We start from the raw sequence: 12,419 nt of genomic DNA, 5'->3' as shown, positions 1-12,419 counted from the left end.
CGCTATAATTTTAGCGGGTATTGTGGCTCTGCTCAATCTATACGCAAAGAAGTTTAGATGTCCAGATGTATTGACGTCTATTATCGATGCGATTAATCTTTAGGCCCTAACCCCCAGCATCCCGTCAGGGAGAGACCACATGACGCATAAGCAAGCAACCATCGCCGTACGCAGCGGCCTGAATGATGATGAGCAGTATGGCTGTGTTGTTCCCCCCATCCACTTGTCCAGCACGTATAATTTCACCGATTTCAACGAACCTCGCGCCCATGACTATTCACGCCGCGGCAACCCGTCGCGTGATGTGGTGCAGCGCGCGCTGGCGGATCTGGAGGGCGGTGCCGGTGCGGTGATGACCAGCAGCGGGATGTCAGCGATTCATCTGGTCTGTACCGTGTTCCTGAAACCCGGTGATCTGCTGGTGGCCCCACATGACTGCTATGGCGGCAGCTACCGCCTGTTCGACAGCCTGAGCAAACGCGGCGCATACCGTGTGAGGTTTGTCGACCAGGGTGACGCCGCCGCGCTGGCCGATGCGTTGCAGGAAAAACCTAAGCTGGTTCTGATTGAAACGCCGAGCAACCCGCTGTTGCGCGTGGTGGACATCGCCGCCATTTGTGAGGCATCACGGGCGGCCGGTGCGGTCACTGTGGTGGACAACACCTTCCTCAGCCCGGCGCTGCAACAGCCGCTGGCACTGGGGGCGGACCTGGTGGTGCACTCCTGTACCAAATACCTGAACGGGCACTCTGACGTGGTGGCCGGCGCGGTGATCGCCAAAGACCCGGCGCTGGCGACAGAGCTGGCCTGGTGGGCGAATAACATCGGTGTGACCGGGGCGGCGTTTGACAGCTACCTGCTGCTGCGCGGCCTGCGCACCCTATCGCCGCGCATCAAGCAACAGCAGAGCAATGCCCAGGCGATTGTTGCGTATTTAGCGCAGCAGCCGCAGGTGAAAAAGCTGTATCATCCTTCCCTGCCGGACAATGCCGGCCATGAGATCGCCTGCCGCCAGCAGGCCGGTTTCGGCGCGATGCTGAGTTTTGAGCTGGACGGCGATGAACCGACCCTGCGCCGCTTCCTGAAAGCGCTGAAGCTGTTCACGCTGGCGGAGTCGCTGGGCGGGGTAGAGAGCCTGATTTCCCATACCGCGACCATGACCCACGCGGGCATGGCACCGGAAGCGCGTAAGGCAGCCGGGATTTCCGACAGCCTGTTGCGGGTTTCCGTGGGTCTGGAAGACAGTGAAGATTTGATTGCCGATCTGGAACAGGCTTTCCAGGCGGCGGCAACGAGGTAAGCATGAATGCAATTGCGGTAGCAGCGCCGGCGGGGAGCCGGCAGTTGCACAAATTTGGCGGCAGCAGTCTGGCCGATGTGAAGTGTTATCTGCGTGTCGCCGGGATCATGGCGGAGTACGGCAAGCCGGGCGACATGATGGTGGTGTCGGCGGCAGGCAGCACCACCAACCAGCTGATCAGCTGGCTGAAGCTGAGCCAGAGCGACCGCCTGTCGGCGCATCAGGTGCAGCAGACGTTGCGCCGTTACCAGAGCGAGCTGATCGCCGGGCTGTTACCGCCGGAACTGGCTGAGCCGCTGATTACCCAATTCATTCACGATCTGGAACGCCTGGCAGCGCTGCTGGATGCCCCGCTGACGGATGCGGTGTATGCCGAAGTGGTCGGCCACGGTGAGATCTGGTCTGCGCGCCTGATGGCGGCAGTGCTCAATAAACTCGACTATCAGGCTGCCTGGCTTGATGCGCGCGATTTCCTGCGTGCCGAGCGTGCGGCCCAGCCGCAAGTGGACGAAGGCCGCTCCTACCCGCTGTTGCAACAATTGCTGGCGCAGCACCCGCATAAATATCTGGTCGTCACCGGCTTTATCTCCCGCAACGATGCCGGGGAAACGGTGCTGCTCGGCCGTAACGGCAGTGACTACTCTGCCACCCAGATTGGCGCGCTGGCCGGTGTCAGCCGCGTCACCATCTGGAGCGATGTGGCCGGGGTTTACAGCGCTGACCCGCGCAAGGTGAAAGATGCCTGCCTGCTGCCGCTGCTGCGGCTGGATGAGGCCAGCGAGCTGGCCCGCCTGGCGGCACCGGTGCTGCACGCCCGCACATTGCAGCCGGTTTCCGGCAGCGATATCGATCTGCAATTGCGTTGCAGTTACCAGCCGGAACAGGGCTCAACGCGTATTGAGCGCGTGCTGGCCTCCGGTACCGGTGCGAAAATCGTCACCAGCCACGATGATATCTGCCTGATTGAGTTTACTATTCCGCCGCAGCATGACTTTGTGCTGGCGCAGAAAGAGGTGGACCGGGTACTGAAGCGCGCCCAGATCCGGCCGCTGGCGACCGGTGTGCACCCTGACCGCAACCTGCTGCAACTCTGCTATACCGCTGAAGTCGCCGGCAGTGCCCTGCAGGCGCTGGAAGATGCCGGGCTGCCGGGCCAGCTTCACCTGCGTGAAAAGCTGGCACTGGTGGCACTGGTGGGTGCCGGGGTATGCAAAAACCCACTGCACAGCCACCGCTTCTATCAGGAGCTGAAAGACCAGCCGGTAGAGTTCATCTGGCAGGCGGAAGACGGCATCAGCCTGGTGGCGGTGCTGCGTGTCGGCCCGACGGAACACCTGATCCAGGGCCTGCACCAGTCGCTGTTCCGCGCCGAGAAACGCATCGGCCTGATGCTGTTCGGCAAAGGCAATATTGGGTCGCGCTGGCTGGAGCTGTTCGCCCGCGAACAGAAAAACCTCTCGGCGCGCAGCGGCTTTGAGTTCGTGCTGGCCGGGGTGGTGGACAGCCGCCGCAGCCTGCTGAGCTATGACGGGCTGGACGCCAGCCGGGCGCTGGCTTTCTTTGACGACGAAGCCCGCGAACAGGATGAGGAGTCGCTGTTCCTGTGGATGCGCGCCCACCCGTTTGACGATTTGGTGGTGCTGGACGTGACCGCCAGCGAAAGCCTGGCGGAACAGTACCTGGATTTCGCCAGCTACGGTTTCCACGTCATCAGCGCCAACAAACTGGCCGGTGCCTCCGCCGGCGACAACTATCGCCAGATCCGTGACGCCTTCGCCAAAACCGGCAGCCACTGGCTCTATAACGCCACCGTCGGCGCGGGGTTGCCGGTCAACCACACGGTGCGTGACCTGCGTGACAGCGGCGATACCATCCTGGCGATCAGCGGCATCTTCTCCGGCACGCTCTCCTGGCTGTTCCTGCAATTTGACGGCACGGTGCCGTTCACCGAGCTGGTCGACCAGGCCTGGCAACAGGGGCTGACGGAGCCTGACCCGCGCGTGGATCTGGCAGGCCAGGATGTGATGCGCAAGCTGGTTATCCTGGCGCGTGAAGCGGGCTATGACATTGAGCCGAATCAGGTGCGGGTCGAGTCACTGGTGCCGGCCCACTGCATCCAGGGCAGCGTCGATCAATTCTTTGAAGACGGCGATGCGCTGAATGAGCAGATGGTGCAGCGCCTGGAAGCCGCCAACGAAATGGGGCTGGTGCTGCGTTATGTGGCGCGTTTCGATGCCAACGGCAAGGCGCGGGTCGGCGTGGAAGCGGTGCGCCCGGAGCATCCGCTGGCCGCGTTACTGCCGTGCGATAACGTCTTCGCCATTGAGAGCCGCTGGTACCGTGATAACCCGCTGGTGATCCGCGGGCCGGGCGCGGGGCGCGACGTCACCGCCGGGGCGATTCAGTCCGATCTTAACCGCCTGGCCCGCCTTCTCTAATCCTTTCAATGCCTTCTGCCGCCCCGGCAGAAGGCGTTTCCCGCCTGTTGCATTTCCTGCTTGAATTTTCTTCACTCTGGGTGAAGATTACTCACCGTTGGCAAAGAATATTCAGTTGACTCTTTGACCAATCTCCGTCATTTTCTATCCATACGTTTAGACGTCTAGACGCTTATCATGCTAAGCAAACCGGATGTCACAAGAAGAACAACGTTCGATAACTTGATGCAGTGACTGATGAGGTAGGGTATGAGTTTTTTCCACGCAAACCAGCGGGACGCGCTGAACCAGAGTCTGGCCGAACTGCATGGTCAGTTTAATGTCTCCTTTGAGTTCTTCCCGCCGCGTACCAGCGAAATGGAAGATACCCTGTGGCGCTCCATTGACCGCCTCAGCAGCCTGAAACCGAAATTTGTCTCCGTGACTTACGGTGCCAACTCCGGCGAACGTGACCGTACCCACAGCATCATTAAAGGCATCAAAGAGCGCACCGGGCTGGAAGCCGCCCCGCACCTGACCTGCATCGACGCCACGCGTGACGAACTGCGCCAGATTGCCCTCGATTACTGGCACAGCGGCATCCGCCATATCGTCGCGTTGCGCGGCGACCTGCCGCCGGAAAGCGGCAAGCCGGAGATGTACGCCACCGATTTGGTCGCATTACTGAAAGAGGTGGGTGACTTTGATATTTCAGTCGCTGCCTACCCGGAAGTGCACCCGGAAGCCAAAAGCGCGCAGTCTGACCTGATCAACCTGAAGCGTAAAATCGATGCCGGGGCCAACCGCGCCATCACCCAGTTCTTCTTTGATGTGGAGAGCTACCTGCGCTTCCGTGACCGCTGCGTAACCGCCGGGATTGACGTGGAAATCGTGCCGGGCATTCTGCCGGTTTCCAACTTCAAACAGTTGCAGCGTTTTGCCGCCCTGACTAACGTGCGGGTGCCGCAGTGGATGACCCACATGTTTGAAGGGCTGGATGACGACGCCGAAACGCGCAAGCTGGTCGGGGCGAATATTGCGATGGACATGGTGAAAATCCTGAGCCGGGAAGGGGTGAAAGATTTCCACTTCTACACCCTGAACCGGGCAGAGATGAGCTACGCCATCTGCCATACGCTGGGCGTCCGCCCCGGTGCCGTGGCCCCGGTTCACGCCTGATTTTCCCGCCCTCTGCCAGGCCGCCGGTGCGGCCTTTTTTAAGCCTTTTCCGCACTCACAACGATCACCATAAAAAAGGGCACCCGTGGGTGCCCTTGTGCTTGTCGTTGACGTCAGCCGGTGTTGCGCATTCCGGCGGCGACCCCGGCGATGGTGACCATCAGCGCCTGTTCCACCTGCGGGTCCGGCTCTTCCTGCTGGCGCGAACGGTGCAGCAATTCAGCCTGCAATACGTTCAGCGGGTCGGTGTAGACGTTACGCAGCGCAATGGATTCGGCAATCCACGGCAGATCGGCCATCAGGTGATCATCATTGGCGATCCGCAATACCACGTTAATGTCGCTGGCCAGCTGATCGCGCAGTTGTTTGCCCAGCGGCCACAGCGATTTATCCACCAGCCGCTGATCGTAATACTCGGCCAGCCACAGGTCGGCCTTGGCATACACCATCTCCAGCATCCCGATGCGGGTGGAGAAGAACGGCCAGTCGCGGCACATGGTTTCCAGCTCGTCCTGGTTCCCTTCTTCCACTGCTTTTTGCAGCGCGGCACCGGCACCCAGCCAGGCGGGCAGCATCAGGCGGTTCTGCGTCCAGGCGAAGATCCAGGGAATGGCGCGCAGCGACTCGACGCCGCCGTTGGGGCGACGTTTGGCCGGGCGGGAGCCCAGCGGCAGTTTGCCCAGCTCCAGCTCCGGCGTGGCAGCGCGGAAGTAGGGCACGAAGTCCGGGTTTTCACGCACGTAGCCGCGGTACATGGTGCAGGAGACGTCAGAGAGCAGATCCATAATGCGGCGCCATTCCGGTTTCGGTTCCGGCGGCGGCAACAGGTTGGCTTCGAGGATCGCGCCGGTATAGAGCGCCAGGCTGCTGATGGTGACTTCCGGCAGGCCGAATTTGAAGCGGATCATCTCGCCCTGTTCGGTGACGCGCAGGCCGCCTTTCAGGCTGCCCGGCGGTTGTGACAGCAGCGCCGCATGGGCCGGTGCGCCCCCGCGGCCGATGGAGCCGCCGCGGCCGTGGAACAGCGTCAGCGCCACGCCGGATTTCTCGCAGGTTTTGATCAGCGCGTCCTGCGCACGGTACTGCGCCCAGGAAGCGGCCATCACACCCGCATCTTTCGCCGAGTCGGAATAGCCGATCATCACCATCTGCTTGCCCTGGATATAGCCGCGGTACCAGTCGATGTTCAGCAATTGGGTCATTACGCTGTCGGCGTTGTTCAGGTCATCCAGCGTTTCAAACAGCGGGGCAACCGGCATCGGGAACGGGCACCCCGCCTCTTTCAGCAGCAGGTGCACCGCCAGCACGTCAGACGGCGTGCGCGCCATCGAGATCACGTAGGCGGCAATCGAGCCTTCCGGCGCTTCTGCGGCCACTTTGCAGGTGTCGAGCACCTCGCGGGTCTCTTCACTCGGTTCCCAGTTGCGCGGCACCAGCGGGCGCTTGGAGTTAAGCTCGCGGATCAGGAACGCCTGTTTGTCCGATTCTGACCAGCTTTCATAATCGCCCAGCCCCAGATAGCGGGTGATTTCAGCAATCGCCTCGGTATGGCGGCTGCTCTCCTGGCGCAGGTCGATGCGCACCAGCGGCACGCCGAAACAGCGGATGCGGCGCAGGGTGTCAAGCAGCTGACCATTGGCGATGATGCCCATGCCGCAGGCCTGCAATGACTCATAACAGGCGTAGAGCGGCTCCCAGAGCTGCTCGTTCTGCACCAGCAGGTCATCCGGGCGCACGGCGTGCTCGCCTTTCAGTTTTGCTTCCAGCCAGGCCTGGGTTTTGGTCAGCTGGCTGCGTACCCCTTTGATGATTTCGCGGTACGGCTCCAGCACCTCATCGCCCCCGGCACGGGCGCGCAGTTCCGGCGTACAGTCGGACATCGACAGCTCAGAGACCAGCACCGCGATGTCACGCAGGAACAGATCAGTGGCTTTCCAACGGCTCAGCAGCAGGGCGCGGCGGGTGATTTCGGCAGTGACGTTCGGGTTGCCGTCGCGGTCGCCGCCCATCCAGGAGGTGAAGCGGATAGGCGTGGCGTCTACCGGCAGGCGGTAATCAATGGAATTTTCCAGTTGCTCATTAAGCTCACGCAGGAACGCGGGCACCCCTTCCCACAGGCTGTTTTCCACCACCGCAAAGCCCCATTTGGCTTCGTCAATCGGGGAGGGGCGATGCTTGCGGATCTCGTCGGTGTGCCAGGACTGGGCAATCAGCTGGCGCAGGCGGCGCATGATTTTATTGCGCTCGTAGTCGGCCAGATCGTTATGGTCGAGCTGGCTGAGGCAGGTGTTCACCTCCACCATTTTGTGGATCAGGGTGCGGCGGGTGATTTCCGTCGGGTGCGCGGTCAGTACCAGTTCAATCGAGAGATTATCCACCGAGTCACGCAGCTGGTCGTCTGTGACCTTGTTCTCTTTCAGGCGGGCGATCAGGTGCGCCAGCGCTTCCGGGTTGCTGGCCGCTTCGCCGTTCGGCGAGATGCTGTGGTACTGCTCGGCGGTATTGGTCAGGTTGAGGAACTGGCTGAACGCCCGAGCCACCGGCAACAGCTCCTCATTTGACAGGTTTTGCAGTGTGGAAAGCAGTTGCTGGCGGTGCGCCTCGTTACCGGCGCGGGAGGATTTGGATAACTTACGGATGGTTTCAACACGATCCAAAATGTGCTCGCCCAGTGTCTCCTTAATGGTTTCACCGAGCAGCTTGCCGAGCATACTGACATTACTTCGCATTGCAGAATATTGTTCGTTCATAGACCCTGACCTGTTTCTCTTGTGATTTTATGTTTTGTAAATAACTTTCACCCGAAAGGCATCGCTGCCCTGTTAATGCATCGTCTTACCGGCCTTACGGCCCTTCACTCTATATGTACCGCAAAAACGGCGATTTTCTTACTGCTAAAACCGCCTGAGCACTGAAATTTAATTACAGGCTGCCGCGTATCAGCCCGGCTAATCTGCCAACGCGGGATCTGCCGCCTCAGGCGTGGCAGAAATGATGCACTACCTGGGTGATCAGGGCGCGCGTCGGCTGGATAAATGCCATGTCCAGATATTCGTCCGGCTGGTGGGCCTGCTCAATCGAGCCGGGGCCAAGCACCAGCGTCGGGCAGAGCTGCTGAATAAACGGCGCTTCCGTACAGTAATTCACGATCTCGGTTTTGGTGCCGAGCAGTTTCTCCACCACCTGCACCAGATGGTGATCCGCCGGGCACTCATAGCCGGGCACCGGCGGGTGCAGCTCCGTCACGGTCACGCGCCCCGGCCAGCGCTCGCTCACCGGGGCCAGCGCCAGGTTCAGCATCTCATTCAGGTCAGTCAGCGTCAGCCCCGGCAGCGGGCGGATATCCATATGCAATTCACAACAGGCGCAGATGCGGTTGGAGGCATCGCCGCCGTGGATGGCACCGAAGTTCATGGTCGGGTAAGGGATGACGAAACCGTCATGGTGGAAACGCTCTTTCAGGGAGTTGCGCAGGCCCATCAGTTGGGTGATCGACTCATGCATCAGCTCAATCGCGTTCACGCCGCGTGACGGGTCGCTGGAGTGGCCCGACTGGCCCTCGATGCGGATGGCATTCGACATATGGCCTTTATGCGCCCGCACCGGCTTCAGCGAGGTCGGCTCGCCGATGATGGCGCAGTCCGGCCGCAGCGTGGTGGAGCGCGCAAAATAGCTCGCCCCGGCCATGGATGTCTCTTCATCGGCGGTCGCCAGAATATAGAGCGGCTTATTCAGTTTGCTGAGGTCAATGTCACGCAGCGCATCAAGGATAAAGGCAAAGAAACCTTTCATGTCCGCCGTGCCCAGCCCATAGAGCCGGTTTTCATGCTCCGTCAGCGTAAAGGGGTCGCGCGTCCAGCGGCCGTCATCAAAGGGCACGGTGTCGGTATGCCCGGCCAGCAAGAGGCCGCCGCTGCCGCTGCCGATGCTGGCCAACATGTTGAATTTATTACGGGTGCCCGGCACCGGCTGCATCTCGACCTCAAAGCCGAGATCGCGGAACCAGCCGGCGAGCAGAGTGATTAATCCTTCATTACTCTGGTCGAGTGCGCTGTCGGTGGCGCTGATGGATGGCGTGGCGATCAGCGCCCGGTATAGCTCAATAAAAGGAGGTAATTTCATCTTCACTGTTGACAGCCCTTAGTTAGGATAGTATCAATATTCATGCATTTATTTTGAATAAAAATACAGTAAGGCGGAGCAGAAAGGAACCGGCAGCGGCCCTGACGGAAAAATGAACTGCTCAGTCCCGTGGGTGAACGGCGAAGCATGCTGATGAGCCCGGTAACCTGTTACGCCTGACGCGTGCGTCAGTCATCCACTAAGAAGGTGAGCGGAACCCATGTTGAATACGCTGATAGTTGGAGCCAGCGGCTATGCCGGTGCGGAACTTGCGACCTACCTGAATCGCCACCCGCATATGAACATAACCGGTTTGATGGTTTCAGCGCAAAGTGCAGATGCAGGAAAACAGCTCGCCGAGCTGCATCCCCACCTGAAAGGGATTATCGATCTGCCGGTGCTGCCGCTGGAGAATGTGGCAGAGGCCGCCAAAGGCGTTGATGTGGTGTTCCTCGCGACGGCCCACGCTGTCAGCCACGATCTGGCCCCGCAATTCCTGGCGGCCGGGTGCGTGGTGTTTGACCTCTCCGGCGCGTTCCGGGTGCGTGACGCCGCCTTCTACACCGATTTCTACGGCTTTGAGCATCAGCACCCGGAATGGCTGGAGAAAGCCGTGTACGGGCTGGCCGAATGGCAGGCGGATGCCCTGGCCGACGCGCAACTGATCGCCGTGCCGGGCTGTTACCCGACGGCGGCCCAACTGGCGCTGAAGCCGCTGCTGGAGAACGGGTTGCTGAACCCTGCGCAGTGGCCGGTGATCAACGCCACCAGCGGTGTCAGCGGGGCCGGCCGGAAAGCCAGCCTGAAAAGCAGCGTGTGCGAAACCAGCCTTCAGCCTTACGGCATTTTTAACCATCGTCATCACCCTGAAATTGTCGCCCACCTGGGTACGCCGGTGATCTTCACCCCGCATCTGGCGAATTTCCCGCGCGGCATTCTGGAAACCATCACCTGCCGCCTGAACGCAGGGGTGACGGCGCAGGATGTGGCGGAAGCGTTCCACAACGCCTACCACGACAAACCGCTGGTGCGGCTCTACCGTGAAGGCGTCCCGGCGCTGAAAGATGTGGTCGGTCTGCCGTTCTGTGACATCGGCTTTGCCGTGCAGGGCGAGCACCTGATTGTGGTCGCCACCGAGGACAACCTGCTGAAAGGGGCCTCCGCCCAGGCGGTGCAGTGCCTGAATTTGCGCTTCGGGTTCCCGGAAACCCAGTCGCTGCTGTAATTCTCCGGCGCGGCCGGAGGGCGGCGCCTAAACATTTGAGTCAAGATTTCAACAGGGTGAGGCGTGAACATGATGAATCCGTTAATTATCAAACTGGGTGGCGTGCTGCTCGACAGCGAAGAGGCGCTGGAGCGCCTGTTCGGCGCACTGGTGGCTTACCGCCAGGAACACCAGCGCCCGCTGATCATTGTGCATGGCGGCGGCTTCCTGGTGGACGAGCTGATGAGAAAGCTCTCCTTGCCGGTGGTGAAAAAGCACGGCTTGCGCGTCACGCCCGCTGACCAGATCGACATCATTACCGGGGCGCTGGCGGGCACCGCCAACAAAACCCTGCTGGCCTGGGCGATTAAAAACAACCTTAACGCCGTGGGCCTGAGCCTGGCTGACGGCAACACCGTGAACGTGGCGCAGTTTGATGAAGAGCTGGGCCACGTCGGCAAAGCCTCCCCCGGTTCCGCCGATTTGCTGAACACCCTGCTGGGTGCCGGTTACCTGCCGATCATCAGCTCCATCGGCATCACAGCCGGGGGCGCGCTGATGAACGTCAACGCAGACCAGGCCGCCACGGCGCTGGCAGAAACCCTGGGTGCAGACCTGATCCTGCTTTCTGACGTCAGCGGCATTCTGGACGGCAAAGGCCAGCGCATCGCGGAGATGACGGCTGAGAAAGCGGAACAACTGATCGCGCAGGGCATCATCACTGACGGCATGGTGGTGAAAGTCAACGCCGCGCTGGACGCCGCCCGCACCCTCGGCCGCCCGGTCGATATTGCCAGCTGGCGTAACGCAGAGAAATTACCTGCACTGTTTAACGGCGTGGCCATCGGCACACGCATCCTGGCGTAACGCCGGGTTTTTACTGAATTTACTGAATCTGTATCAAGGACATCATCATGCAAACTAAAGGCATCAAGAAAATCGTTCTGGCTTACTCCGGCGGTCTGGACACCTCAGCCATCATTCCGTGGCTGAAAGAGAACTATGACTGCGAAGTGGTGGCTTTCGTCGCCGATATCGGCCAGGAGCGCAGCGATCTGGAAGGGATTGAGCAGAAAGCGCTGCGTACCGGTGCGTCTGAGTGCCATGTGGTTGACCTGCGTGAAGAATTCATCAAAGACTACGTGTACCCGGTGCTGCAAACCGGTGCGCTGTACGAAGGCAGCTACCTGCTGGGTACCTCGATGGCGCGCCCGCTGATTGCGAAAGCACAGGTGGAACTGGCGCTGAAAGTGGGGGCGGATGCCCTGTGCCACGGCGCAACCGGCAAAGGCAACGATCAGGTGCGTTTCGAAACCACCTACACTGCCCTGGCCCCGGAGCTGAAAGTGGTGGCACCGTGGCGTGAGTGGGACCTGCGTTCCCGTGAGGCGCTGCTGGCTTACCTGAAAGAGCGTGATATCCCGACCACGGCGTCGCTGGAGAAGATCTACAGCCGTGATGAAAACGCCTGGCACATCTCCACCGAAGGTGGCGTGCTGGAAAGCCCGTGGAATGCCGCGAACAAAGATTGCTGGGCCTGGACGGTTGACCCGGAAGAGGCCCCCAACGAGGCCGAGCTGGTGACGGTCACGGTGGAAAAAGGCCGGGTGGTTGCGGTCAACGGCGAGGCGCTCAGCCCGTACCAGTGCCTGGAAGCGCTGAACAAACTGGGTGTGAAACATGGCGTCGGCCGGATCGACATCGTGGAAAACCGTCTGGTAGGGATTAAATCCCGCGGCTGCTACGAAACCCCAGGGGGCACCATCATGATGGCGGCACTGCGTGGCGTAGAACAGCTGGTGCTGGACCGTGACAGCTTCAAATGGCGTGAGCAACTGGGCCACGAGATGTCCTACGTGGTGTATGACGGCCGCTGGTTCGCCCCGCTGCGCCAGTCCATCCAGGCGGCGGCAGAAGCGCTGGCCGAAGAGGTGAACGGTGAAGTGGTGGTGAAACTCTACAAAGGCACCGCCACCGCGATCCAGAAAAAATCTGCCAACAGCCTCTACTCAGAAGAGTTCGCGACCTTTGGTGAAGATGAAGTGTATGACCACAGCCACGCCGGCGGCTTCATCCGCCTGTTCTCGCTCTCTTCCCGCATCCGTGCGCTGAACGCGAAAAAGCAGTAATCGCCACGGGCCGCCCGGCGGCCCGGACAGGCACCCATTCTTATCAGGGCGCGGCAGTGCGCCCTGTC

Annotated in this window: 8 protein-coding genes; 6 read left to right on the top strand and 2 right to left on the bottom strand. The window is 60.7% G+C overall.

Annotated elements, in window-relative coordinates:
- The first annotated feature begins 139 nt into the window (after window positions 1-139).
- From metB to metF, 3 genes are all read left to right on the top strand, one after another.
- On the top strand, window positions 140-1,300 hold the full coding sequence (gene metB, locus JK232_RS19740) for a cystathionine gamma-synthase (RefSeq protein ID WP_072931610.1): 1,161 nt from the start codon (window positions 140-142) through the stop codon (window positions 1,298-1,300).
- Window positions 1,301-1,302: 2 nt separating this feature from the next.
- Window positions 1,303-3,738 carry a bifunctional aspartate kinase/homoserine dehydrogenase II gene (locus tag JK232_RS19735; RefSeq protein ID WP_072931612.1) on the top strand — a complete coding sequence of 812 codons (2,436 nt, stop codon included), beginning with the start codon at window positions 1,303-1,305 and terminating at the stop codon, window positions 3,736-3,738.
- Between the two features lie 249 nt (window positions 3,739-3,987).
- Window positions 3,988-4,896 carry a methylenetetrahydrofolate reductase gene (gene metF / locus JK232_RS19730; protein ID WP_072931614.1) on the top strand — a complete coding sequence of 303 codons (909 nt, stop codon included), beginning with the start codon at window positions 3,988-3,990 and terminating at the stop codon, window positions 4,894-4,896.
- 113 nt (window positions 4,897-5,009) lie between these two features.
- On the opposite strand, the gene ppc is transcribed toward metF, so the two are convergent.
- On the bottom strand, window positions 5,010-7,646 hold the full coding sequence (gene ppc, locus JK232_RS19725) for a phosphoenolpyruvate carboxylase (protein WP_072931616.1): 2,637 nt from the start codon (window positions 7,644-7,646) through the stop codon (window positions 5,010-5,012).
- A gap of 226 nt (window positions 7,647-7,872) precedes the next feature.
- Complete coding sequence (gene argE / locus JK232_RS19720; protein ID WP_072931618.1) at window positions 7,873-9,024, bottom strand: acetylornithine deacetylase; 1,152 nt, start codon at window positions 9,022-9,024, stop codon at window positions 7,873-7,875.
- A 214-nt stretch (window positions 9,025-9,238) separates the two neighbouring features.
- On the opposite strand from argE, the gene argC reads away from it, so the two are divergent.
- From argC to JK232_RS19705, 3 genes are all read left to right on the top strand, one after another.
- Window positions 9,239-10,243, top strand: coding sequence for an N-acetyl-gamma-glutamyl-phosphate reductase (gene argC / locus JK232_RS19715; protein ID WP_072931620.1), 1,005 nt, complete (start codon window positions 9,239-9,241; stop codon window positions 10,241-10,243).
- Between the two features lie 72 nt (window positions 10,244-10,315).
- Complete coding sequence (argB, locus tag JK232_RS19710) at window positions 10,316-11,089, top strand: acetylglutamate kinase (protein ID WP_072931653.1); 774 nt, start codon at window positions 10,316-10,318, stop codon at window positions 11,087-11,089.
- A 47-nt stretch (window positions 11,090-11,136) separates the two neighbouring features.
- Entirely contained in the window at window positions 11,137-12,351 is a 1,215-nt protein-coding gene (locus tag JK232_RS19705; RefSeq protein WP_072931622.1) for an argininosuccinate synthase, read from the top strand.
- Window positions 12,352-12,419 lie beyond the last annotated feature (68 nt).

This window comes from Nissabacter archeti, assembly GCF_018257325.1.
Lineage (GTDB): Bacteria > Pseudomonadota > Gammaproteobacteria > Enterobacterales > Enterobacteriaceae > Chimaeribacter > Chimaeribacter arupi.
Note: the sequence above shows the minus strand (reverse complement) of the source record. Positions and strands in the feature narration are given on the sequence as shown.

Coding starts and splice junctions, on each gene's coding strand:
- metB (WP_072931610.1), top strand. CDS start 140: ATGACGCATAAGCAAGCAACCATCGCCGTACGCAGCGGCCTGAATGAT.
- JK232_RS19735 (WP_072931612.1), top strand. CDS start 1,303: ATGAATGCAATTGCGGTAGCAGCGCCGGCGGGGAGCCGGCAGTTGCAC.
- metF (WP_072931614.1), top strand. CDS start 3,988: ATGAGTTTTTTCCACGCAAACCAGCGGGACGCGCTGAACCAGAGTCTG.
- ppc (WP_072931616.1), bottom strand. CDS start 7,646: ATGAACGAACAATATTCTGCAATGCGAAGTAATGTCAGTATGCTCGGC.
- argC (WP_072931620.1), top strand. CDS start 9,239: ATGTTGAATACGCTGATAGTTGGAGCCAGCGGCTATGCCGGTGCGGAA.
- argB (WP_072931653.1), top strand. CDS start 10,316: ATGAATCCGTTAATTATCAAACTGGGTGGCGTGCTGCTCGACAGCGAA.
- JK232_RS19705 (WP_072931622.1), top strand. CDS start 11,137: ATGCAAACTAAAGGCATCAAGAAAATCGTTCTGGCTTACTCCGGCGGT.